The sequence below is a fragment of the Streptomyces sp. NBC_01384 genome (assembly GCF_045040035.1).
In the GTDB taxonomy this organism is placed as follows: domain Bacteria; phylum Actinomycetota; class Actinomycetes; order Streptomycetales; family Streptomycetaceae; genus Streptomyces.
Genome location: NZ_CP109559.1, coordinates 3313777 through 3337493 on the forward strand (window position 1 = coordinate 3313777; position 23717 = coordinate 3337493).

Here is a 23717-nt window from a genome sequence, read left to right on the forward strand (position 1 = left end):
CGACCAGGGCACGTCCGAAAATGGTCTCCCTAGGGGCTCGCATTCCGAGGTCGAGTCCCCGAAGGAAGTCTCTGAGGAGGCCACGACCGGCAGGTCCACCGCCGGTGAGCCCTCCCCCGAAGCCACGGCGAAGGCCGAGGATGCCGAGGAGACCGAATGGGCTGCGAGGGCTGCAAGAGCTACTGGAGGGGCCGAGGAAGGCCCGGAAGACGCCCAGGAAGACGCCTCCGCCAGTGGCCCTCCTGGCGGCGCTCACGCGCGTGTGGAACGCGACGCCGGGCACGCACGCGTGAAGGACGACGACTCCTCCGCCCGCGTCGAGTCCGCCCGTACTGAGTCCACCCGCGTCGAGTCCGCCCGTGCCGAGTCCGACACCGCCTGGGACGACGGGCTGATCGCCCGCCGTGTGTCCGAGACGGCCGCGGGTCAGGAGGCCCCGGCCCCGAGTCTGGGGACCAAGATCGTCGTCCAAGCCCCGCCGCCCCCTCTGGCGTACGACGGCCCCCTGAGGTCACGGCTCGACGCGCTCCGTGAGCTGGTGGGGCTGTCGCGCACCCGGCTCGACAGCAGGACGCTCGCCGAGGCGGGCCGGGTCCTCGACGAGGCGGCGGCGCGCCGCAGGCTCTCCGGGGAGCACACCGTCGTCGCCATCGCCGGGGCCACCGGCAGCGGCAAGTCGCAGCTCTTCAACGCGCTCGCCGGGGTGGCCATCTCGGAGACCGGTGTGCGCAGGCCGACCACCGCGGCCCCCATCGCGTGCAGTTGGAGCGACGGCGCGGCGACGCTCATCGACCGGCTCGGCATCCCGGGACGGCTGCGCAGGCGCCCGCTGCAGAGCCCGGAGGCGGAGGCGCAACTGCGCGGCCTCGTCCTGGTGGACCTGCCCGACCACGACTCCGCCGCCGTCCAGCACCGTGAACAGGTGGACCGCGTCCTGGCGCTCGTCGACGCGGTCATCTGGGTCGTGGACCCCGAGAAGTACGCGGACGCCATGATCCACGAGCGCTATCTGCGGCCCATGGCGGGGCACGCGGAGGTCACCTTCGTCGTCCTCAACCAGGTGGACCGGCTGCCCGGCGAGGCCGCCGACCAGGTCCTCGACGATCTGCGGCGGCTGCTCGACGAGGACGGGATCGCACTGGGCGAATACGGCGAACCGGGCGCGACCGTGCTCGCGCTGTCCGCGCTCACCGGGGACGGCATCGGCGAACTGCGCGAGGCGCTGAGCCAGTTCGTGGCCGAGCGGGGCGCCGCCGCACGTCGAGTTTCGGCCGATCTCGACGCGGCCGCCGCGCGTCTGCGACCCCTCTACTCGACCGGTCGGCGCACCGGGCTCAGCGAGGAGGCGCGCGACGAGTTCTCGGACCGGCTCGCGGACTCGGTCGGCGCCACCGCAGCCGGCCAGGCGGCCGAGCGCGCGTGGCGCCGCAACGCCAACCGCGCGTGCGGCACGCCCTGGCTGCGGCTGTGGCGGTGGTGCTGGGACCAGGGCGAATCACCGACCGGACGGCTGTCGGTACGGGCGCCCGCGGACGAGGAGGCCACCGCCCGGCAGCGCGTCGAGCAGGCCGTACGTACGGTGGCGGACCGGGCGGCCCGCGGCCTGCCCGCACCCTGGGCGCAGGCGGTGCGTGAGGCGGCCGTACGGGGTGCGCAGGGGCTGCCGGAGGCGCTGGACGAGATGGCGACGCGCGCCACGACACCGGCCGGGCGACCGCCGCGGCCCGGCTGGTGGCCGGCCGCCGTGCTCGGGCAGGCTTCGATGACGATCCTTCAGATCATCGGCGGACTCTGGCTGCTGGGACAGATCATCGGGTTCATGGCACCGAACCTCGGGGTGCCGGTGCTGCTGATGGTGGCGGGCATCGTCGGCGGTCCGGCCGTCGAGTGGAGCAGCAGGATGGCGGCACGGGGACCGGCCCGGCGGTACGGGCTCGAAGCGGAACGGCGACTGCGCGAGGCCGCCGCCGGGTGCGGGAGGGCCCGGGTACTCGATCCGGTGGCGGCGGAGCTGCTGCGGTATCGGGAGGTACGGGAGCAGTACGGTCGGGTCACGGGGGCGTCGGCGCCTGTCGGGTGAGACCGCGCCCCCTGAGCTGCTGCGGCATCACCCCTTCGGGCGACGCGGTTGTCCACAACCGGCCGGTCGTACACAGCGCTCAGCGGGCTCTGCCCGACGGGGGCAGTCTGAACTCGCGGCGATCGCAGCGCATGCGATCACCGCGACAGACGCATCCGTACGGGAGAGGGGTTCGGTCATGAACGAGACGATGGTCTGCGCAGTGGGCAACGTGGCGACGCGGCCGGTGTATCGAGAGTTGGCGAACGGGGCATCGGCGAGGTTCCGCCTGGCGGTGACGGCACGGTACTGGGACCGCGAGAAGAGTGCCTGGGCGGACGGACACACCAATTTCTTCACCGTGTGGGCCAATCGAGTGCTTGCCACCAACGTGGGGGCGTCGCTGTCGGTGGGCGATCCCGTCATCGTGCAGGGCAGGTTGAAGGTGCGTACCGAGGTGCGCGAGGGGCAGAGCTGGACGTCGGCGGACATCGACGCGGTGGCGATCGGCCACGACCTCTCTCGTGGCACGTCGGCCTTCCGGCGCCCGAGCAAGGAGGGGGACGCGACCGCGGCGCCCCGGCCCGAGCCCAGTTGGGAGACGGAGCCACCGGCTCAGCCCGCGGAGGCTTCTCAACAGCAGCCGCAGCCCGCCGGAGTGACCTGACGTCAGGTACGGAATCGACCTGAACGAACGACCTGACCGAACTGCGGCTTATCGACGAATACGGTCCGAACGGTCCCTATGTAATTGTCGATAAGCGCAGCTCACAGGCTTGCTGACCGATAACGATTCCGAGTCGGATCGGTGATCCGACGGCATGACCGGGGAGGGCGGTGCGCCGCGTCCTTAGGATGCCGGGCATAGCTCACGGGGCTTCTGATTCTGCTGGCGGGACCGTCCTCCCATGTCAACGGGTCCTGCTCGAAGGGGAATTCTGTGTTTTCTTCGTCCTCTGCGTGGTCCGCGCGCAGGCGAGGGTCCGCTCGCCTCGCCGCCGCGACGTTGGTGTCGGGGCTCGTCGCCGCGGGAGCGATGGCCACCGCCGGTGCGGCCGTCGCCGACGACGCCCCGCAGAGCCAGGGCGGCGCGACCGCGACCATCGGCGACCTGAAGACGTACGGAGCCGCGGTGGTCCACGACCACGGCGAGGACCAGCAGGTGTCCGCCGGTCTGTTCGAGATGTCCGTCGACGGCGGCGGCATGCTGCAGACCTACTGCATCGATCTCCACAACCCGACCCAGCGGGACGCCAAATACCAGGAGACCTCCTGGAGCGGCACCTCGTTGAACGGCAACAAGGACGCGGGCAAGATCAGCTGGATCCTGCAGCACTCCTACCCGCAGGTGAACGACCTCGCGGCGTTGGCCGAGAAGGCCGGCGCGAGCGGCCTCACCGAGCAGGACGCGGCGGCCGGCACCCAGGTGGCCATCTGGCGGTACTCGGACGGCGCCGACGTGGACGCGGTGGACCCGAAGGCCGAGAAGCTCGCGGACTATCTGCAGAAGAGCGCACGGAACGTGGCGGAGCCCAAGGCCTCGCTGACCCTCGACCCGCCCGCGGTCTCCGGTCACGCGGGCGAGCGGCTCGGCCCGATCACGGTGTACACCAACGCGGACAGCGTGACGGTGACACCGCCCGCGGACGCCGTCGCCAGCGGGGTGAAGGTCGTCGGCAAGGACGGCAAGGCGATCACCTCGGCGGCGAACGGCAGCCGGCTCTACTTCGACGTGCCGAAGGACAGCCCGGACGGCTCGGCGGCGCTGACCGTGCAGGCGTCGACGACCGTGCCGGTCGGCCGGGCCTTCGCCTCTCAGACCCGCAGCCAGACCCAGATCCTCGCGGGTTCCAGCGAGTCGACGGTCGCCGCGACCGCGACGGCCGACTGGACCGAGGAGGGCGTGATACCCGCGCTGTCCGCCGAGAAGAACTGCGCCAAGGGCGGCGTGGACGTCACGGCGGCCGACAAGGGCGACCAGCGGTTCACCTTCGAACTGACGGGGGCCTCGCACACCGTCGAGGCGGGCAGGTCCCTGACGGTGACGGTCCCGCTGCAGGAGGACCAGGCGTACGACTTCGTGCTCACCGGTCCGAACGGTTTCGAGAAGCGGTTCACCGGCATGCTCGACTGCAAGACGCAGGGCAGCGCGAGCGACATCACGACCCAGACCGTCGGTGAACCGAGCCCGGCAGTGTCGAGCGCCGCCTCCACCGGGGGCACCGACCTCGCCGAAACCGGCGGCTCGAGCGCGACCCCGATCATCGCGGGCACAGCCATCGCCCTGCTCGTGGCCGGCGGCGCGGCAATGCTCTTCGTCGGCAAGAAGAATCCATCGGCGCGGGACTGAGAACCACCGCACCTTGGCAACTCAACAGTGAGTGACCGCAGCACGGGGGCTCCGTGCGCCGCGGCCCCGGCCCGCCCTCCAGGCATCCGGGGCCGCACCTCTTTCCGACCGTCCCCGTCAGGTCAGGCCATCGCGTCGACCAGCCCACGCCGTCAACGATGCGTCACGTGAGGCGGGCAGGGCAGGAGTGGTCATCTGGTGTCCTTCTCGGGTCATCCGGGATCCGGACCGGCGCGCGAGGGCGGGCCGAGGATCCGGGGAGGGAGACGGCCGCACGGGGACGTACGGCCGAGGCCCGGGACGCACGGAGGCCGCCCCGGGAAACCGGCTGTCTTCAGACGACAGCTGTCCCGGCGGGCGGACCCCGAGAAGTGATCGCGTGGACGAGAAGGAGCCCGCGCGGTACGCGGGCGCAACGGTGGCGGCGGACATGGAGGCGTGGGCGGCCCACCGGTGCGGGCAGCGCGAGCGGCAGCCGCAGCGGGGCGGCCGGGTCTTCCGGGCGATGCGGGCAGGTACGTACGACGAGGCCGAGCTCGAACAGCACCTGGATTCCCGGGGCTTCATGAACCGCATCCTCGGCCGCTTCATGAAGTCCATCACGCGGCCCGGGCAGATGTTCCCGATGGGCTTCCTCTTCGGGCTCGGTTTCGACACCGCCACCGAGGTCACCCTGATGGTGATGGCGGGCAGCGGCGCGGCGGCCGGACTGCCCTGGTACGCGATCCTGTGCCTGGCGCTGCTGTTCGCGGCCGGGATGAGCCTGTTCGACGCCCTGGACGGCACCTTCATGAACTTCGCCTACCAGTGGGCCTTCTCCACCCGGTGCGCAAGGTGTTCTACAACCTCACCATCACCGGGCTGTCGATCGCCGTCGCCTTCCTCATAGGCACGATCGAGCTGGTCAGCGTGTTGCACGACAAGCTCGACCTGCGCGACGCGGTGACCGGCTGGATCGCGGGACTCGACCTGGACAACGTCGGGTTCATCATCGTCGGCCTGTTCGTGGTCGTCTGGGCCGGGGCCCTGGCGTACCGGCGGCTGGCCAAGGTCGAACAGCGGTGGGCGGTCCGCCCCGCCGACGGTGGATGAGACCGGCGGGGCGGTAACTGCCCAGCGGCTGGTCATCAGCCGGTGAGCAGCCGCTCGCCTACTCGGAGCCGGTGCTTCGGCCGCGCACGAGGGCGAAGCCGGCCGCGGCCAGGCCGAGGACTCCCACGACCAGCCCGGCGATGCCCAGGCCTCGGGCGGTGGAGTCACTGCCCGAGGCCGAGCTCTTGGCCGCGGCGGCCGGGGTCGAGCCCGAGGACGCGGTGGTGCCGGAGCCCGACGACGAATCCGCAGTCCCGTCGGAACCGCTCTGTGCGGACTTGGCTGTGAGGGCGAGCACCGGCGCAGGGTTCTCCGGCTCCGCCGCCCCCTTCTGCGTCTCCTCGATCCAGCGGGCGACAGTGCCGTCCGAGTAGGTCTGCAGCGTCTTGAAGGCCAACTGGTCGGTGTCGTCGGGCAGCTGGCCGAAGGCGACGTCGAAGTCCTGGTACTGACCGTGCCGGATCCGGCCGCCGGTCCAGGTGATCTCCGAGACGGCCTCGGTGATGGTGCCGTCGTCGGTCTTGACCGGGGTCTTGAGCTTCGTGGTCGTCACCTGCGCCGTCCAGCCCTCCTGAGGGGTGACGAGCACACCGAGAACCGGGTGGTCCGTCGGCAGGAAGACCTGCACCTTCGTGGTGCTGGCGGTGTCCTCCTCGTTGGGAACGCGGAAGGTCAGGACGCCGTCCGTGGCTCCCTTGGCGTAGCTCTCGGGGTGGACCGTCACATGCGCGAAGGCGGCGCCCGCGGTGGTCAGGACCCCGGCCGTGGTGAGGGCGGCGACAAGGCCGGCGCGGCGCAGGGTGGTGCGAATCGGGGACATCAGGGGAACTCCGTACTGGTGTGAATGCGGTCAAGGCGTGTACGAAAGCCCTGCCGGCGGTCCCCGACGGGAGACGGCGTGCCGCAGCAGCAGTTGCAGAAGGGGCCGGGGGGCGGTGCCGTTCCGGCATACGAGGTCCGGCCGGGCCGGTGCGGCGAAGGCTCCCGCACTTACCCGCCACCAGGCGGCGAGCCCCGGTACGAGCGCCGCGGTCCGGCGCAGCAAGGACCAGAAGGCGGCTTCGCCGCGCCGCAGCCACCAGGTCGCCACCAGAGCGGCCGTCACGTGGGCCGCGGTGGCGTAGGGCGTCAGGGCATGCGCGGTGGGGTGCGCCATGGTCGCGCCGTGCATGTTCATCGCCATCCGCGGGTCCGCCGCCTCGAACGCGAGGTGCAGTCCGGCCTGGGCGGCCAGCATCCCGCCGCCGATCCCGACGAGCGAGCGTTCGCGTCCGCCCAGCAGACAGCCGACCGCGAAGACGGTGAGGAATCCGGCACCGTCCGCCCACAGCGGCGGCGACTGCCCCGTCGAGAGCCCGTGTCCCCCGGCGGCCAGCAGCACGCACAGCACGGCGAACACCGCCGCGCGCAGGCTCCGTACCTCTGGGGACGCACTCATGGAGCCCAGATACTGCCATGCGCGGCGAACGGCCGTCGCGGCTTCCGGAACAGCCGACTCCTCACGGGCCGCCGGGGAAACCGAAAACGCCGCTCGGGTAGGGTCCGGTCGAGTCCGGCAGGAATGGGGAGGGACCTGACATGCCACTTCGATGTGCCGTGCTCGACGACTATCAGGGCGTCGCGACCGAGGCCGCCGACTGGTCGCCGGTCACCGACGACGTGGAGGTCGTGAGTTTCCGCGAGCACTTCGGCGAGGAGGACGCGCTCGCCGCCGTACTCGCGGACTTCGACATCGTCGTCACCCTGCGCGAGCGGGTGCCCTTCCCCGCCTCCCTGCTGGCCCGGCTGCCCCGTCTGAAGCTGCTGATCGCCTCCGGGATGCGCAACACGGTGATCGACTACGCGGCGGCCGAGGCGCACGGAGTGACCGTGTGCGGCACGCCGAGTTCCTCGACGCCCCCGGTCGAGCTGACGTGGGCGCTGCTGCTGGGCCTCGCGCGGGGCCTCCTCCCGGAGAACGGCGCGTTGCGGACGGGCGGACCCTGGCAGAGCACGGTGGGCGCCGATCTGCACGGCCGCCGGCTCGGCCTGCTGGGGCTCGGGAAGATCGGCAGCCGGGTGGCGCAGGTGGGCCTCGCGTTCGGGATGCGGGTCGGCGCGTGGAGCGAGCACCTCACCAAGGAGCGTGCCCAAGAGGTCGGGGTGGAACTGGCCGCCTCCAAGGAGGAGTTGCTCGCGAGCAGCGACTTCGTCTCCGTGCACCTCGCGCTCGGCGAACGCACCCGCGGTCTGATCGGCGCCGCCGAGCTGTCCCTGCTCAAGCCGACCGCCTACCTCGTCAACACCTCACGCGCGGCGATCGTCGACCAGGACGCGCTGCTCGCCGCCCTGCACGAGGGCCGGATCGCCGGAGCGGGCGTGGACGTGTTCGACATCGAGCCGCTCCCCGCCGGCCATCCGATGCGCTCGGCCCCGCGTCTGCTCGCCACCCCGCACCTCGGCTATGTGTCGCGGGCCAACTACGAGGCGTACTACGGCGGGGCGGTCGAGGACATCCGTGCCTTCCTCGCGGGCACGCCGATACGCCGCCTCGGCTGAGCCGCGCAGCCAGGGGCGCAGCTTCTCGTTGACGATGCGCTCGGGGTACTCGACGCCCGGCGCGAAGGTCTGCTCGGCTATGTGCCTGAGCACAATCGGCCTGCGCTGCCACCAGGCGGGCAGCCGGACCAGGCGCCCGCGCGGAGCTCTCTCCCCGACGGATTCAGTGGCGGCGGTCCCGGGGGTGGGGGCGGTGGGGCCCGGGCCGGACGCCCGGGCCCCACCGCCCACTCCCACCCCCATGCGTACAACGCGCGATCCGGCCGTGGGTCTAGGCCCCCGCTCCCATGCCCACGTTCGCCCCGGGCGCCGTCTTCAGCAGCGGTCCGAGGACGGCGATCTGAGGGGCCTTCAGATCCGGCAGACCGTAGTGGTCGGGGTTGGGCGCGCTGAGCGGGGTGTCCAGGGACAGCCCGGGCGTCAGCGTGGTCAGATCGGCCGCGGGCGCGTCGGCCCCGAGGTGGTCGAAACCGTGCCCGACGAGGTGCGGAAGGGGCGTGCGCACGCCCGCCCCGGGCAGTGCGGCGCCGACCGGCAGTCGCGGCACCGCCCGGTCGGGCAGCAGTCGGCCCTCGACGTACCGCGGTCCCTCTGGGCCGCCCGGCATGGGCACCGGCAGCTCCCCGGCGATCTTGGGCGTCTGCAGCTTGAGGGCCCGCTCCACACCGTCCAGAGGTACGGGGACGGGGACCGTTTCGGCCGCGACGGCCGGGGTCGCGGCGGCGGCGCCCATCGCTGCCGCGACCCCGGTGACGACGGCGGCAAAAGTTCCTCGAGTGGTCGGCTTCATCTCAGGTACGGTCCCTTTCAGGATTCGGGGGATATGCATCCGTACCGGGTAACGATCCTGAGAACGCCTTCAGTTCAATATTCCCCCGACGGACCCAATAGTCAGCTCGTCCAGAAATTCCACCAGCGCGTCAGGATCAGCATGCCGATGATGCCGATGTGCAGCAGCGGCGGGACCCAGGTGAATTCGTCAAGGAATCCCCGCAACCAGCCGGGCGCGGGCAGAAATGCATGTCGCACGTTGAATGACGTCACGTACCAGAACATGAGGATCGTCGCGACCCACGCCAGACAGCACCACAGACACAGTGAATTGATCCGGTACAGCGACTCGAACTGCAGCCAGGTGCAGAATCCGACGCCGAAGACGGTGCCGACGTCGAAGGTCAGCCAGTACCAGCGCGGGAAGGTGGCCCGCGCGAGCAGGCTCATGCCGACGCAGATCACGATGCCGTACGCGACGAGACCCAGCATCGGGTTGGGGAACCCGAAGGCCGCGGCCTGCTCGCTCTTCATGATGTTGCCGCAGGAGACGACCGGGTTCAGGCTGCACCCGGGCACGAAGTTCGGGTTCTCCAGCAGCTTGAACTTGTCGATCGTGATGACCCACGCGGCGAGCAGACCGGCCGCGCCGGTGATCACCAGCAGCAGGGCGAACGCGCGGCTGCCCCCCGCCGTCCGCACCCCCACGGCGCCGCCCGCGGGCCGTGTCATCAGCCGCGCAGACTGCGCGCGGGCAGGAGTACGTGGGCCGCGCTGAGGAGGGTCTTCTCGTCACCCGCGAAGGCGGCCAGACTCTCCGGCTCGACCGGCTTGCCGGGCTCGGCCTCGGGCCAGACGCGGGTGGCGAACAGGAAGTAGGCGTAGCCGCGTTCGCCGACCGCCGCGAGCCACTCGGGCGGCACGACGCACTGGGCGTTGAGGTACGGCATGGTGACGACGGCCTGGCCCGCCTCGACGAGAAGGGTGAGCGGCAGGTTCGGCTGCCGGGCCCCGTCGAGGAGCGAGTCGCCGACGGGCAGACCGTTGTCCCGCAGCAGCTGCTCGATGGCGGCCGTGGCGGCCGCCGGGCCGCCTTCGCCGTCGCCCAGGGAGTAGGCGAGGAGATAGGGCATGTCGCCGTCGGGGGCTTCACCGCTGAAGGCCATGACGGCGAGCGTGCCGAGGTCGGCGACCCGGAAAGGGCGCGTTTGGTTTGAGGTTGAGGTCACCGCGGAACCTTATCGACGCACCCGAAAGGGCCCGGCCGTTTTTTCACCCGAACGGACGACAACCGCCGGGCGACCACACGAATGAGGGACGCGTCTCGAACAACGCGAAGGGCCGACTCCGCGGGTACGGAATCGGCCCTTTCAGTCCGCGTACGACGTCGATCGAGGACCTACGACGTCACTTGTTTGCGCACATGTTCCCGTACGCCGGGTTCAGCGCGCCGATGATGTTGACACTGAGGCCACAGGCGTTCACCGGAACATCCACGGGGATCTGAATGACGTTGCCGGAGGCGACGCCGGCGGAATTGGCCGCCGAGCCCTGGGCACCGGCGTCGGCGACGGCGCTGCCCGCGGCGGCAGCCGCGGCCATTCCGGCGGTGGCGAAAATGAGAGCGGCCTTCTTGGCAGTGTTCATCGTCCGTCCTTTCCTTGGTGATTTGTTTCAGTCTAGGGATGAGTCCGCGGGTCTTTCGGAAAGACACGCGATGAAGTGAACCCATTACCCCCTGAAGGGAACCGCCTGGCTCCGGAGGGAACCGATCAGTTCTGAAGGGGAAGTCCGCCGAGGAGCCGCGCGGCGCCGCCGGTCGCGTTGAGTGCCTTCGCCGCACCGTTCACGGTGTTGAGTACCGAGCTCTTGTTCTCGGTGTCGAGCGCGTCCGACTGGTGCCGCAGGGGCTGCAGGTCCTCCAGGCTGAGCGAGCGCTGGCTGGTGACGGTCTCCAGTGCGCCGTTGAGGCTGGTGGGCGTGAGGTCGGAGGCCTCGGCGGCAAAGGCGGGCGCGGCGGCACCAGCGATGACCATGGACCCGGCAACGACAGCGGCAGCCTTCAGGGACTTCATCCTGTTCCTTTCTTCGGCAACTCATATCAGCGGGGGGAATTCCCGCTTTCTCCGGACTAACGAGCTCCCGACGCGACGGAAACCCTGTGCGGAAAATTCCTGCACCCCACCCGAACACTCAACCCGAAATGAACGGCGTGTCGCATTCTCACACAAAACAGCCGTCATGCCGACCGAAAAGGATCGGCACGACAGCGGGGTGGCGACTGCTTCGCCCCACGCACCGCTCCCCGTGCTCAGGAGGACGACAGACTCGGCGGCGTCGACAGGCCGGGCAGGCTCGACGCCGGCAGGCCACCGCCGAGGACCCCGGCGACGACGACGTTGACGAGGCCCGTCACCACGGCGGTGGCCGCGGGCACCACCTGGGTGGCGTCGCCGGACGTGACCGCCACGACCAGCGTGTCGACAGCTTTCCGCAGGGCCGTGAGGGCGTCGCCGACGAGGTCTCTACGAGCCGCGGCGCGCGGGCCCTTGGCACTCGACGCCTTGTTGTCCCGCTTCCCGGCACCTTCGCCGCTGTCCTCCTGACGCTGGGCGTTCTTCGTCGACGAGGGCAGCGTGGGCACGCCCGGCGGCGTCGACATCACGGGCGTCATGGGCGTCATGGGCGTCATGGGCGTCATGGGCGTGGTGGGCGTCATGGGCGTGGTGGGCGTCCCAGTGGCCGACGGCGTCACCGGCAGCGCCGCGGTGACCTTGGCGATCGCATCGTTCACGGCCTGGCTGAGCTTTGCCGCTTCGTCGGCGGAGAGCTGACCGTTGTCCGCCTTGAGCGCGGCGCTGAGCAGGTCGATGACCGGGGTGAGCATGCCGCCGATGTCGGCCCATGACGTCACCTGCGCCAGGAGCGCGTCCGCGCCAGGGACGGGTGCCGCCGTACGGGTGCGGCCGCGCGCCGAGTCACTGTCGGCCGCCGTCGCGGTCGGCCCGGTTACCCGAGCAGGAGCATGGCGCAGAGTGCGGAGGACGCTATGCGCCGTGTGGGCAGAGCACTCACGGATGTTCCCTTCGATGGCGCGTCGGATCTTGTGCCCACCGTGAAAGTCACCGTCACGATCCGCAACCGATCCGACACTTGATGTAGCAACCCGGTGCCCGTACCGTCGCCGTCGTCGCCGATGAGGGGCCATACCGGGGCCTTGGACCCGCTTCCCCCCCCCATTCGGGGCAACGCGGACCGGCCGCCCTCCCGTTGGGGAGGACGGCCGACAGAAGGGTCTGCGCTGATGTCAGCCGTTGGCGCAGGTGTTGCCGAACGCGGGGTTCAGCAGACCGACGACGTTCACGGTGTTCCCGCAGACGTTGACCGGAACGTGGATCGGAACCTGCAAGACATTGCCCGACAGGACGCCCGGGGATTGGGTGGCCGAGCCGCTTGCGCCGCTGTCGGCGGCGGCGATGCCGGCGGTGCCCGCCACGACGGCGGCGGCAACGGAGGTCAGGGCCAGGCCCTTCGCGATACGCGACATGGAGAAGTGCTCCTCGAAATCGTCACAACATCCGGGCGGGATGCCCGGTGCTGGAATCAACGCGCAGCACACGCGCGGGTTGTGCCTCCAAATGAGTGATCTCAACCATCTACGAACTCCCCTATTCCGATACGTTCGTGAGGTTTCGCTGACACATGCGAAGAGCAGCTGGAGTCACGGTGGTCTGCGGCGGGCAGGCCGGGCTGGTGGCGGCCCTGCTCGCCTAACAACGCACCCACGTCCGGGAGTTGGCCGCGCCGGGCAGCTGAACCGGGCGACGCGCCATCGGCCTGGGAGCGCCCGTGGTGTCAGCCTGCCCCTACCCCGCATGGCGGCCTGGGCTGCGGCCGGCACGACTGGTTCTACGCCGAGCGGCTCGGACTGCCGGTCGGCGGGCGGGTCCCAGCGCCCGCGGACCGGCACGGCGGGACGCGGTCGGGCGCTGACAGGCCGGCAATAAGGAGCGGAAGGACAGAGGGAACAACACGGCTTGGGTGCCGGGCGCGGCGAGGCATCCGGCACCCAGAGCGTCGTACTACCGGCGGGACGCGACTCGGCCTCGTCGGTACAGGACGGCTCCGCCGATCAGCAGCGCGGCGCTGGCGGCCGAGGCCCCGAGCAGGTTCTCACTGCCTGTGTGGGCCAGGGTGGACGAATTCCCAGGGAGAGAGGCCTGCCGGATGGTCCGCGGGGTCGCCCGCGGGGTGGTGGAAGGTGTCGTCGGCGTCGTCGTGGGAGGCGTCACCGGCGGGACGGTCGGAGGCGTCGTCGTGGGAGGCGTCACCGGCGGGACGGTCGGAGGCATCACCGGCGGGACCGTCGGAGGCGTCACCGGCGGGACGGCCGGGGGCGTCGTGGGAGGCGTCACCGGCGGGACGGCCGGGGGCGTCGTGGGAGGCGTCACCGGCGGCACAGTCGGAGGCGTCACCGGCGGGACGGCCGGGGGCGTCGTCGTGGGAGGCGTCACCGGCGGGACGGCCGGGGGCGTCGTGGGAGGCGTCACCGGCGGGACGGCCGGGGGCGTCGTGGGAGGCGTCACCGGCGGGACGGCCGGGGGCGTCGTGGGAGGCGTCGTCGTGGGAGGCGTCACCGGCGGCACAGTCGGAGGAGTCGTCGCGGGAGGCGTCGTGGGAGGCGTCGTCGTGGGAGGCGTCACCGGCGGGACGGTCGGAGGCGTCACCGGCGGCACAGTCGGAGGAGTCGTCGGAGGCGTCGTCGCGGGAGGCGTCACCGGCGGGACCGTCGGAGGAGTCGTCGACGTCGTCCTGGGGCCGTTCTCGCACTTGTTGCCGAACGCCGGGTTCAGCAGGGCGATGACGTCGACCGAGTTGCCGCACGCGTTCACCGGAACGTCCACCGGGGCCTGGACGAGGTTGCCCGAGAGGACGCCGGGCGAGTCTTGGGTACGGCCGGACGCCGAGGAGCCGGAGGAGCCGGAGGAGCCGCCCTGCGAACCCGAGCCGTTGGTGCAGGAGTTCCCGAAGGCCGGGTTGAGCGCGCCGATCACGTTGACGGTGTTGCCGCAGGCGTTCACCGGCACGTGCACCGGAACCTGAACGGCGTTGCCCGACGCGACGCCGGGCGAGTCCGTGGCGCTGCCGTCCGCATGCGAGTCCGCGAACACGGGGGTGCAGTACAGGGACAGGATGCTCGTCGTGGCCGCGGCCGCGCCCACGACCATTCCCCTACTCAGGTTCTGTCGCAATCTCGTTGTCTTCCTGCTTGAAAGAGGTGAGGAAAGCCGGCCTTGGATCCGAAAGGACGGTCCAAGGCCGACCGTGACACAGCCGGGAAGGCTGGTGCTGTCGCGTCAGCTGTTGACGCAGCTGTTGCCGAACGCCGGGTTCAGCAGGGCGATGACGTTCACCGTGTTGCCGCACACGTTGACGGGAACGTGAATGGGAACCTGGATCACATTGCCCGAGAGGACACCCGGAGAGCCGACGGCGGAACCCTCTGCACCGGCGTCCGCGAAGGCCGGGGCGCCCATGCCCAGAGCCATGATCGCGCCGGCGACAACAGCAGCGCTCTTCTTGTGCTTCACGTACTTTCCCTTCTCTTCTCTGCGGTCATAGCCCTGTGACGGCCGAAACCGAGCGAGCACGGCTTGAACGGCTCGCACCATGACCTGCAGGCAGTAAACGAGGGAGGACCGTCCGAAGAAACTAAAGAACGTGCGCCGCTTGGGAATTCACTCGAATCGCCCCGCATTCGAATCGCCACCGAAGGTGCATACGAACACCCACACAAGAAGAAACGATTCCCTTGAATAAGAGAAGAGCGCGGGCCGACCCGCGCACAACGCGTGGGCGGCCCGGGCCTCTTCAGTCGATGATTCGGAGGCGACGATCAGTGGTTGCCGACACCGTTGCCCGAGAGGACCGGGATCTGGTCCAGGATGTGCGACAGCGGCTCGTCGCCCTTGGCCTGGGTGGAGTTCTCGGCGCACTGCTGGTTCTGCGGGGCCGACAGGACCGGGACGTCCTGGGCGGCGACGGGCACGAGAACACCGAGGGCCGAGCCGGCGTTCGCCTTGGCCGGCATGCCGACGCAGAGCTTGTTCAGCGCGCCCTGCGCGAGGCTGAGCTGGGGGCTCATGTCGCCCGTGGTCACGGAGTCGCCGAACGACTGCTTGGCGTTGTCCCCGCTCACGGACGTGGTGCCACCGTCGTCACCGATGGCAAGCGCCTGGGGCGCGGCCGCCGCCGAGACACCGACGACGGAAGCGGCGACCACCGCCGCGGCCACTGCCTTCTTGAACATGTGCCGTTCCTTTCCTGGCAGAGACATACGTTCCTGCTCCCGCATCAACCCGGCGGTCCTGGATTGGTTTCGGCAGTTCACCCGATCGGTCCGTTCACCGTCGGGGAATTCGGCGGGATCCGTGGCGTGCGCGGGCTGCCGAATCGCCCTTCGCTGTGGGCCATCGGGGCGAATCGGAGCAACCAAGGGCGTCCGCGGCAGTTGAACCAGAATGCCCAGTGGTACCACGTCCACCAGCGGCATCGGTGCCGAGCCTTCACGTACCAAGTCACGTGCCCTTCACGTGCCGAGACACGTGCCGAGTCACGAAGAGAAGGCACCCTTCTTCTCACCCCATGCACTCCAGCAGAGCAAAAACGGGACACAAATTCCGCTGCTGGGAACCGACGAGCGCGCCACCATCGCGCCCGAGAAAAGCGTCCCGCTGCCGGTCGCCGAGTCCGCCACCGTTCCGCCGGCCGGGTTCGACCCGCCCGTGGAAAACGCCTGTTCGACCCCGCGCTGGGCCCCGAAGAAGACGGAGCAGTCGTTCAGGGAGCCGCACGAGGACCGTCCGCCGATCCCGGCCCACGAGCGGCCCCGTCCGAGCGATCCGCCACGCATCGACCCCTGCATGTCCGTTCGGGGGGCTCACTGGCGTATGCGTGACGGGCGCCCCACACGCTGGGCCAAATGGGGCATAACCCGCAACCCTTACGCGGTCTGCACAGTTGATGATCATGCAGCTCCTCAATCAGGAGTCCGCTTTCCGAAGGGAATGAACATGAAGAAGCTGTGGGCAACCGCGGCTATCGCCGCTTCTGTCGCCGGTATCTCGGCCGCGGCCGCCCCCCAGGCTCTGGCGATCGGCGACGACGGTGGCACCACGTCCGTCAGCGGCTACGGTGCCGAGCAGTCGTTCGGCAACTCGGCGACCTACGGCAACATGAGCCCGCAGATGGCGCTCATCCAGGGTTCGCTGAACAAGCCCTGCGTCGGCCTGCCCGCCAAGGCCAATGTGGGCTCGCTCGTCGGCGTCGTCCCGATCGCCGTCCAGGACGTCCCGGTCCTGTCGTCCCCGCAGAACCAGCAGTGTGTCGAGAACTCCACCCAGGCCAAGGGCGACGAGCCGCTGTCGCACATCCTGGACCACATCCCGGTCCTGTCGGGCAACGGCACGAACAACAGCTGATCCCAGCACCGCGAGAGCGGGCCGCCGAGCACCTCGGCGGCCCGCTCTTCGCGTACTCCGCGGCCCTCTCGGCCTACTCCGCGGCCCTCTTGACGTACTTGGCGGCCCGCCCTTCACCGCTCGGTTCCCGTACGGCGCGCGGCCGGGGATGCGCGACGAGCTCGGACAGCGGGGTGTCGGCGGGCCGTTCGCGGACGGTGAGCCAGTGGGCGACGGCCTCGGGGGCCAGGGTGCTGTCAGCCCGCCAGTTCGCTCGCCCGCTCCACCGCGTCCGCCAGGTCGCGTACCGCCTTGTCCTCCGCGGCGGACGCCACCCGGTGGGCGCGGTCGGCGAGTTCCGCCAGCGGGAGGGCGCCCGGCAGCGGGTTCCCGGAGTCGTCGCGCGTGCGCAGGTCGTCGGCGAAGTACGCGGCCACGGCGTCGACCTGGAGACGGGTGGAGGAGGTCCACAGGTCCTCGTCGAGGGCGCCGGTCTCCAGTTGGCCGGTCTCCTCGTGCGGGGCGCGGGTGTCGGGGTCGAGCCAGCGGACGTCGGCGGTGGCGAGGTGGCCGGAGGCGCCGGGCCTGGTACGGACCGCGTAGAGGGCCGTCACCGTGTGGCCGGGGCCGACCTCGCCGCCGTCCACGCGGTCGTTGCGGAAGTCCTTGTCGGCCACCTGACGGTCGTCGTACCCGATGAGCCGGAACTGCTGGACGGTCCCCGGGTCGAAGGCGACCTGCGCCTTGGCATCGCGGGCCGTGAGGTCGATGTTCTGCGGGAGCTGCTGGCAGAACACCTTCCGGGCGTCGTCGGCGTTCGAGACGTACGTCGTGTGGCCGTCGCCCTTGTCGGCGAGGCGCTCCATGAGGGCGTCGCCGTATTCGCTGCCCACGCCGACGCCGAACAGGGTGATGCCGTGCTCGCGGCGGGCGGTGGAGATGCGTTCGAGGATGGCGTCCGCGTCGGTCTCGCCGGTGTTGGCAAGGGCGTCGGAGATCAGCACGACCCGGTTGGTGGCACCCTCGCGCAGGCCCTTGACGGCCGTGGCGTACCCGGCGCGCACGCCCGCGCCGAGGTTGGTGGACTCCGTCGGCCTCAGCCCGTCGATCACGTTGTGGACGCGGCCGCGATGGTGGCCGAGGCGGGTCATCGGCAGCACCGTCTCGGCCTCGTCGCTGAAGGTGACCAGGGCGACCGAGTCGTCGTCGCGCAGTTGGTCCGTCATCTCGTCGAGGGATTGCTGGGCGAGGTCGAGGCGGCCTGGTTCGCCCATCGAGCCGGAGATGTCGATGACGAAGGTGAGGGCGGCGGGTGGGCGTTCGCCATCCTGGTCGGCCTCGCGGGTGGCGAGGCCGACGCGGACCAGCGACCAGCCCTTCTCCTCCGTACGGGCGCCGTCGACGGTGACGGAGAAACCGTTGCCGTCGGGCCGCTGGTAGTCCTGCTGGAAGCTGTTGACGAACTCCTCGGGACGGACGGTCGACGCGTCGGGCAGCCGGCCGTCGGCGAGGGCGCGGCGGGCATAGCCGTAGGAGGCGGTGTCGACGTCGAGGGCGAAGGTGGACAGATAGTCCGGGGACGGCGCGATCTCACGGTTCGCGTCGCCTGTCGGCGTGTCCTTCTGCTCGCCCTGGCCGGCGCTGGAGGTCCGGTTCGGGGCGGGCAGGGGGAACGCGGGCCCGCCGGACTTGTTCGAACCGTCCGACGAGGAGTCGCCCGCGCCGCAGCCCGTGAGCAGCAGGCCGCCCGCGAGGGTCAGGCCGAGCAGGGTGCCGCCCGGTCGCCGCGGTCGCCTGATCTCTGACTGTCGCCGCTGTCGCCGCTGTGGCTGCTGTGGCTGCTGTGGGTGCTGTGGCTGCTGTCGCCGTATGTGACCGTCGTTCCCCGTCCGTGTCATCCGTGCCCCCTCGGTGAGTCGTCTGTCTGCCGACGTCCATGGGCCGACGTCTGTGACTGTGACGCCCGAGGGGGCTCGGATGTGCGCTACGGAGCGTTGCGGATGGATCTCGAAGCGGCCACGAAGGGCGGTCGTCGAGACCGGTAGGTGACGCTCCGGAGATCTACGACACGATGTCCTTGCGCCGGAAACCCCGGAAGGCCAGGGCGAACAGCACGAGCGCGTACGTTATGGAAATCGCCGTGCCCTGGATCATGCCGCCCCACTCCGGATTCGGCTGGATGGCGTCGGCCCAGGCGAACTGCCAGTGCGCGGGCAGGAAGTCGCGCCAGTGACCGAGGGCGGTGACCGCGTCCAGGACATTCCCCACGATCGTCAGGCCGACCGCGCCGCCGACCGCGCCCAGGGGAGCGTCCGTCTTGGTCGACAGCCAGAACGCGAGCCCGGCCGTGACCAGTTGGGAGACGAAGACGTACGCGATGACCACGAGGAGCCGCTGGGTCGCGGTGCCCGCGGAGAGCGCGCCGCCGGTGGGGATCTCCAGCGGGCCCCAGCCGTAGGCCGCCGTGCCCACCGCGATCGCGACGATCGGCAGCAGCACCATCGCGGCGAGACTGAGCCCCAGCGCGACGGTGAGCTTGGACCACAGCAGCCGGGCCCTCGGCACCGGGGCCGCGAGCAGATAGCGCAGCGACGACCAGCTCGCCTCGGAGGCGATCGTGTCCCCGCAGAACAGCGCGACGGGGATGACGAGCAGGAAGCCCGCGGAGACGAAGAGGTTCACCGCGGCGAAATTGGCGCCGGACGCGGTCGCCGTGTCCATCAGCGTGACCTGGCCGTTGCGTGAGCCCGGGTCACCGCCGATCGCGAACGCGACGACGAGCACGAAGGGCAGCGCCGCGAGGATCGCACCCATGACGAGCGTGCGGCGGCGCTTCAGCTGCCGCAGCAGCTCCACGCGCAGCGGCAGCGTCCGCCGCGCCCGGTACCCGTCCGCCGTCTCGGCCCGCTCGACGAGCGTACTCATGCGGCACCTCCGATCAGGGTGAGGAACGCGTCTTCCAGACGGCGGTGGGGGCCCACCGACTGCACGGGAACTTCGAGCCGTACGAGCTCCACGACCAGGCGCTCGGCACTGCCGTCGTCGTCGAGGCGGATCAGCAGCCCGCCGTCGGCCGCGACGGCCGAGGCCACGCCCGGCAGCGCGCCGACCTTCTCGACGACCGGCCCGTCCACGGGCGCGCCGGTACCGACGAGGAGGGTGTCGCCGGAGCCGACGATCTCGCTCACCGGGCCCGCCTGGATCAGCCGGCCGCGGTCCATGACCACCAGGTGGGTGCAGGACTGCTCGACCTCGGCCAGGAGGTGGCTGGAGACGATGACGGTGCGGCCCGCGGCGGCGTACCGGATCATGACCCCGCGCATCTCGCGGATCTGGGGCGGGTCGAGGCCGTTGGTCGGCTCGTCGAGGATGAGGAGGTCCGGGAGGCCCAGCATCGCCTGGGCGATGGCGAGGCGCTGGCGCATGCCCTGGGAGTACGTGCGGACCGCGCGGGCCAGCGCGTCGCCCAGGCCCGCGATCTCCAGCGCCTCCTCCATGTGGGCGTCCTCGGGCGGACGGCCCGTCGCCTGCCAGTACAGCTCCAGGTTCTCGCGGCCCGAGAGGTGCGGCAGGAAGCCCGCACCCTCGACGAACGCCCCGACCCGGGAGAGCACCGGCGCGCCCGGCCGGATCGCGTGCCCGAAGACGCGGATCTCGCCGCCGTCGGGCTTGATGAGGCCCATGAGCATGCGCAGCGTGGTCGTCTTGCCCGCGCCGTTCGGTCCGAGCAGGCCCAGGACCTGGCCCTTTTCCACGCGGAACGACAGGTCCCGCACCGCGTACCGGTCCGCCGACTTCGCGTACCGCTTGCTCAGGTCGGTGATCTGGAGCGGGACTTCGGCGAGCTCGGGGTCGGGCGCGACCGGAGCCGTACGACGGCGGCCGGTCAGCAGGAGTGCGGCGGCGGCCAGCGCTCCGGCCAGGGGCAGCCACCACACCCACGAGGGCAGCGCGGCGGCGGCGGTCTTCACACCGGGCGCGGTGGGGACATGCAGGTCGCCCCTCAGGGAGACCGTGTACGTCGCCGGGGCCGCGGGTGAGGCGTAGCCGAGGTCCGTCGAGGCGAGGACCAGCCGCAGCCGGTGGCCCTTGCGGACGGCGTGGTCGATCGCGGGCAGCACGATGGTGACGTCCTTGCCCGCCTTCGCGCCGGTCACCCGCACCGGCGCCACCAGCTGCGAGGGCAGTATCTGCTGGGTGCCGCCCGGCCCGACGTCGTACACCTTCCCGAAGAGGACCGCGTCGTCGGTGCTCGACTTGACGTGGACGGTCACGGTCGGCGCCCCGGTGACTCGCAGGTCGTCGCGGAACGCCGAGGACTCGAACTGCGCGTACTGCCCCGGGAAGTCGAGCGACACCCCGACCCCGAGGGCGGACAGCTGGGACAGGCCTCCGGTGCCGCCGAGTCCGGGAAGGGCGGAGATCGCGGGCGGACTCGCGCCCGCCGGGTTCTGGAAGGTCTGCTCGCTCCTGCCCCGCAGCGCGATCGCGTGCTCGTCGCTCTCCAGGCCGGGGTACGCGTCCCCGCTCGCGCCCCGCAGCTGCGCGGCGCCGTCGGTGGAGTCGATGCCGCCGGTGCGGGTGACGCGGAAGGCGGGGCCCGTGTCGACGTTCTTGTCGTCCTTCAGATAGCGGTCGAACCAGGAACCGACACGCGCCTCGACCCGGCTCGTCTCCATGTCGCCGCCGTCGTGCCCGCCCGCGATCCAGTCGACGTCCACGGGCGCGCCATTGGCCCGGATCGCCTTGGCCATCGCGTCGGCCTGGCCGAGCGGGAAGAGGGAGTCGGTCTGGCCCTGCAGGATGAGCGTGGGCACCTTGATGCGGTCGCCGACGGCGGACGGGGAGCGGGCCTCCAGCAGGGCGCGCGCCTCGGCGTCCGGCTTTCCGGCCTCCGCCACCCGGTTGTACATCGCGCACAGCTGCGTCTCGAAGTGGCCGCAGCCGCCGCCGGAGTTGATGAAGATGCCGGCCCAGAGCTTCTTGAACACGTCGTTCGGGAAGAGTGCGTCCGCCAGGTTCCAGTACGTGATCGAGGGGGCGATCGCGTCGACCCTCTTGTCGTACCCGGCGGCCAGCAGGGAGATCGCCCCGCCGTACGAACCTCCGGCGACGCCGACGCGCGGGTCGCCGCTCTTGTCGAGCCGGACCTCCGGGCGCCCCGCCAGCCAGTCGATGAGCTTGGAGACGTCGGCGACCTCGCCCTTGGGGTCGTTCAGCCCGATCTTGCCGGTGGACTTGCCGAAACCGCGCGCCGACCAGGTCAGCACCGCGTACCCGTCGCGGGCGAGCTGCTCGGCCTCCCGCCGCATGTCGTCCTTGCTGCCGCCGAAGCCGTGCGCGAGGAGCACGGCGGGGCGGCGGCCGGAGCCCGCGGTGAAGTACGACGTGTCGAGGTTCACCCCGGCGCCCGTGGTCATCACGCGGTCGGTGCGGTGCACGGCCGGGCCGTCGTCCGAGGCGACAGCCGTCCACGTACCCGCTCCGGCGAGCACGACGACGGCGGCCGCGGCGGCGGCGATCCACCGTCGGGCCCCTCGCTGTGCGGGCCCGCGCAGTCGGGGCAGTCGAAGATCCATGCGTCAACGGTACGGGCCGCCACCGACAACGGATGCAGCCACCAGTCTGAACCCGCACCCCTCCTACGGGCGTACGAGCCCCGTCCCGCGTACCGCGCCCGTGGTACGCCCCCCATGGAGCCGCGCCGCGCCACCACCGCCGCCGAACCGTTCTTTTCACATGAAGGTACGGCGGCCAAGGCGTACGACTACGCCTGCGCGTCCTCCGGGATCGACACCAGCCAGCGGGTCTCGCGGCGCGGGCGCAGGTAGAAGGCCCAGTAGAGAGTGGCGACGGCCGTGATGCCGCCGGTCCAGATCAGGTAGGTCGTCTCCTGCTGGCTCAGGATGTAGGCGAGGACGGCGATCAGGAGCACCGGCATCGCGGGCCACAGCGGCATGCGCCAGGCGGGCGTGTGGCGGTGCTGTCCGCGCCGGGCGAGCAGCGCGGCCACCGCGACGAGCAGGTACATGGCCGTCACCGAGACGCCCGTGACGCCGTACAGGGTGTCCAGGTTGACGAAGCAGAGGAGGGCACCCGGGACGCCCACCACGAGCGTGGCGACCCACGGAGAGCCGAACCGGCCGAGGCGGGACAGGCCCTTGTTGACGGGCTCGGGCCAGGCCTTGTCGCGGGCGGAGGCGAACAGCACCCGGGAGTTCTGGATGACCATGACGATGCCCGCGTTGATGATCGCGAGGGCCACGCAGAGGCTGACGAAGGTGCCGACGGCGGAGTTGGACCAGGCGGTGACCATGCTGCTGATGTCACCGCCGGTGAGGGTGGACAGGTCCGAGGCGCCCATGGTGATCGCGACGACCGGGACCAGGATGACCACGGTCGAGATGGCGAGGGTGGCCAGGACCGTACGGGCGACGTTGCGGCGCGGGTCCTCCAGTTCCTCGGAGAGGTAGACCGCGGTCGAGAAGCCCTGGGTGACGAAGAGGGCGATCGCGAGCCCCGAGACCACCAGCATGGCCGTCACGGTGTCCGTGTGGCCCCCGGAGCCCGCCACCTGCATCGAGGTGAGGCTGCCCAGGCCGCGCCGGCTGTGCGTGAAGCCCAGGACCGCCACGACGCCCGCCGCGATGACCTCCAGGACCAGGAAGACGCCGGTGATCCAGGCGTTGGCCCGCAGGTCGAGCAGGCCCGCGAGGGTGGCCAGGGTCATGACACCGGCGCCCGCCAGCGACGGGTTCAGGTGCACGATCGGCGCCAGGTAGTCCGCCGTGCCCATCGCGATCACCGGCGGCACGATCATGACGACGAGGAGGGAGAGCACGAAGACCAGCCAGCCCGCGAGCCGTCCGGCCATCGTCGACACCATGGCGTACTCGCCACCCGCGCTGGGGATGAGGGTGCCCAGCTCCGAGTAGCAGAACGCCACGGCGATACAGAGCAGCGAGCCGATCGCGATGGTCAGCGCGGTCGCCGTACCGAGGGACGAGAACAGGTCGGGCACGACCACGAAGAGCGTGGAGGCGGGCGTCACACACGAGAGCGTCAGCAGCGTGCCGCCGACGATGCCGATGGAGCGCTTGAGCTTTTGGGGGCTCCCGGAGGCCGTGGGGGCGGCGTCCGGGGTGGCGGTCTCGACAGGGCGGAGCGTGTCGGTCATGAAGCGGTTCCGATCGACTCATGCGTCAGAAGACGACTCGTGCGTCAGGTGATTCGGTCGGGAGCGATATCGCCTCCGGCGGCTCGCGTCGTACCTGTCTGTCTCTTCGTCCGCTCCCGGTTGGGCTGAATGGAATCCGACGAAAACCGTCACGTCAATGGCTGTTTACCTACGGAATCCGCACGCGAAAAGCCATCCGAACACCCATCCAGGCACAACAGGTCAAGCGGAGGGGTTTCTTGCCGTCCTACGGGAACCGCAGCACGCGCG

Annotated in this window: 20 protein-coding genes and 3 pseudogenes; 6 read left to right on the forward strand and 17 right to left on the reverse strand. The window is 70.7% G+C overall.

Annotation, left to right across the window (positions count from 1 at the left end; translation table 11 throughout):
• Positions 1-262 precede the first annotated feature (262 nt).
• From OG747_RS15060 to OG747_RS15075, 4 genes and pseudogenes are all read left to right on the forward strand, one after another.
• Positions 263-2080 (forward strand): GTPase, encoded by a 1818-nt coding sequence (locus OG747_RS15060; protein WP_405879835.1) that lies wholly within the window; start codon positions 263-265, stop codon positions 2078-2080.
• Positions 2081-2258: 178 nt separating this feature from the next.
• Entirely contained in the window at positions 2259-2726 is a 468-nt protein-coding gene (locus OG747_RS15065) for a single-stranded DNA-binding protein (protein ID WP_405879836.1), read from the forward strand.
• A gap of 369 nt (positions 2727-3095) precedes the next feature.
• Positions 3096-4409, forward strand: a complete 1314-nt coding sequence (locus tag OG747_RS15070) for a Cys-Gln thioester bond-forming surface protein (RefSeq protein WP_405879837.1) — start codon at positions 3096-3098, stop codon at positions 4407-4409.
• A 490-nt stretch (positions 4410-4899) separates the two neighbouring features.
• Positions 4900-5501: pseudogene (locus OG747_RS15075) on the forward strand (HoxN/HupN/NixA family nickel/cobalt transporter); the annotation flags it as partial.
• 58 nt (positions 5502-5559) lie between these two features.
• Here the strand turns inward: OG747_RS15075 and OG747_RS15080 are convergent.
• The gene (locus tag OG747_RS15080) at positions 5560-6321 is read right to left on the reverse strand and encodes a YcnI family protein (RefSeq protein ID WP_405879838.1); all 762 of its coding nucleotides are present in this window, start codon (positions 6319-6321) and stop codon (positions 5560-5562) included.
• 30 nt (positions 6322-6351) lie between these two features.
• Complete coding sequence (locus OG747_RS15085; protein ID WP_405879839.1) at positions 6352-6939, reverse strand: hypothetical protein; 588 nt, start codon at positions 6937-6939, stop codon at positions 6352-6354.
• A gap of 140 nt (positions 6940-7079) precedes the next feature.
• On the opposite strand from OG747_RS15085, the gene OG747_RS15090 reads away from it, so the two are divergent.
• On the forward strand, positions 7080-8039 hold the full coding sequence (locus OG747_RS15090) for a D-2-hydroxyacid dehydrogenase family protein (RefSeq protein WP_405879840.1): 960 nt from the start codon (positions 7080-7082) through the stop codon (positions 8037-8039).
• A gap of 9 nt (positions 8040-8048) precedes the next feature.
• Here OG747_RS15090 and OG747_RS15095 read toward each other — a convergent pair.
• The 11 genes and pseudogenes from OG747_RS15095 to OG747_RS15145 all read right to left on the reverse strand — a co-directional run.
• Positions 8049-8177, reverse strand: a pseudogene (locus OG747_RS15095) (DUF2087 domain-containing protein); the annotation flags it as partial.
• Between the two features lie 133 nt (positions 8178-8310).
• Entirely contained in the window at positions 8311-8829 is a 519-nt protein-coding gene (locus OG747_RS15100; RefSeq protein ID WP_405879841.1) for a hypothetical protein, read from the reverse strand.
• A 101-nt stretch (positions 8830-8930) separates the two neighbouring features.
• Positions 8931-9542, reverse strand: coding sequence for a vitamin K epoxide reductase family protein (locus tag OG747_RS15105; protein ID WP_405879842.1), 612 nt, complete (start codon positions 9540-9542; stop codon positions 8931-8933).
• Positions 9542-10039, reverse strand: coding sequence for a DUF5949 family protein (locus OG747_RS15110; protein WP_405879843.1), 498 nt, complete (start codon positions 10037-10039; stop codon positions 9542-9544). The genes OG747_RS15105 and OG747_RS15110 overlap by 1 nt, the downstream gene beginning before the upstream one ends.
• A 178-nt stretch (positions 10040-10217) precedes the next feature.
• Positions 10218-10457 carry a chaplin gene (locus OG747_RS15115; protein WP_405879844.1) on the reverse strand — a complete coding sequence of 80 codons (240 nt, stop codon included), beginning with the start codon at positions 10455-10457 and terminating at the stop codon, positions 10218-10220.
• Between the two features lie 125 nt (positions 10458-10582).
• Positions 10583-10885 (reverse strand): hypothetical protein, encoded by a 303-nt coding sequence (locus OG747_RS15120; protein WP_405879845.1) that lies wholly within the window; start codon positions 10883-10885, stop codon positions 10583-10585.
• 236 nt (positions 10886-11121) lie between these two features.
• Complete coding sequence (locus tag OG747_RS15125) at positions 11122-11724, reverse strand: hypothetical protein (protein WP_405879846.1); 603 nt, start codon at positions 11722-11724, stop codon at positions 11122-11124.
• A gap of 393 nt (positions 11725-12117) precedes the next feature.
• On the reverse strand, positions 12118-12357 hold the full coding sequence (locus OG747_RS15130; RefSeq protein ID WP_405879847.1) for a chaplin: 240 nt from the start codon (positions 12355-12357) through the stop codon (positions 12118-12120).
• A 1060-nt stretch (positions 12358-13417) separates the two neighbouring features.
• A pseudogene (locus OG747_RS15135) lies at positions 13418-14062 on the reverse strand (chaplin); the annotation flags it as partial.
• Positions 14063-14167: 105 nt separating this feature from the next.
• The gene (locus OG747_RS15140; RefSeq protein WP_405885545.1) at positions 14168-14359 is read right to left on the reverse strand and encodes a chaplin; all 192 of its coding nucleotides are present in this window, start codon (positions 14357-14359) and stop codon (positions 14168-14170) included.
• A 347-nt stretch (positions 14360-14706) separates the two neighbouring features.
• A complete protein-coding gene (locus OG747_RS15145; protein ID WP_405879849.1) occupies positions 14707-15120 on the reverse strand; it encodes a rodlin in 414 nt (137 codons plus the stop codon).
• Positions 15121-15883: 763 nt separating this feature from the next.
• On the opposite strand from OG747_RS15145, the gene OG747_RS15150 reads away from it, so the two are divergent.
• Positions 15884-16291, forward strand: coding sequence for a rodlin (locus OG747_RS15150; protein WP_405879850.1), 408 nt, complete (start codon positions 15884-15886; stop codon positions 16289-16291).
• Positions 16292-16527: 236 nt separating this feature from the next.
• Here OG747_RS15150 and OG747_RS15155 read toward each other — a convergent pair whose 3' ends face one another.
• The 4 genes from OG747_RS15155 to OG747_RS15170 form a co-directional block, all read right to left on the reverse strand.
• Complete coding sequence (locus tag OG747_RS15155) at positions 16528-18168, reverse strand: von Willebrand factor type A domain-containing protein (RefSeq protein ID WP_405879851.1); 1641 nt, start codon at positions 18166-18168, stop codon at positions 16528-16530.
• Positions 18169-18331: 163 nt separating this feature from the next.
• Complete coding sequence (locus OG747_RS15160; protein ID WP_405879852.1) at positions 18332-19195, reverse strand: ABC transporter permease; 864 nt, start codon at positions 19193-19195, stop codon at positions 18332-18334.
• Positions 19192-21849 (reverse strand): alpha/beta fold hydrolase, encoded by a 2658-nt coding sequence (locus tag OG747_RS15165; RefSeq protein WP_405879853.1) that lies wholly within the window; start codon positions 21847-21849, stop codon positions 19192-19194. Before OG747_RS15165 ends, OG747_RS15160 begins: the two co-directional genes overlap by 4 nt.
• A gap of 188 nt (positions 21850-22037) precedes the next feature.
• Positions 22038-23447 carry an APC family permease gene (locus tag OG747_RS15170; RefSeq protein ID WP_405879854.1) on the reverse strand — a complete coding sequence of 470 codons (1410 nt, stop codon included), beginning with the start codon at positions 23445-23447 and terminating at the stop codon, positions 22038-22040.
• Positions 23448-23717: the final 270 nt, after the last annotated feature.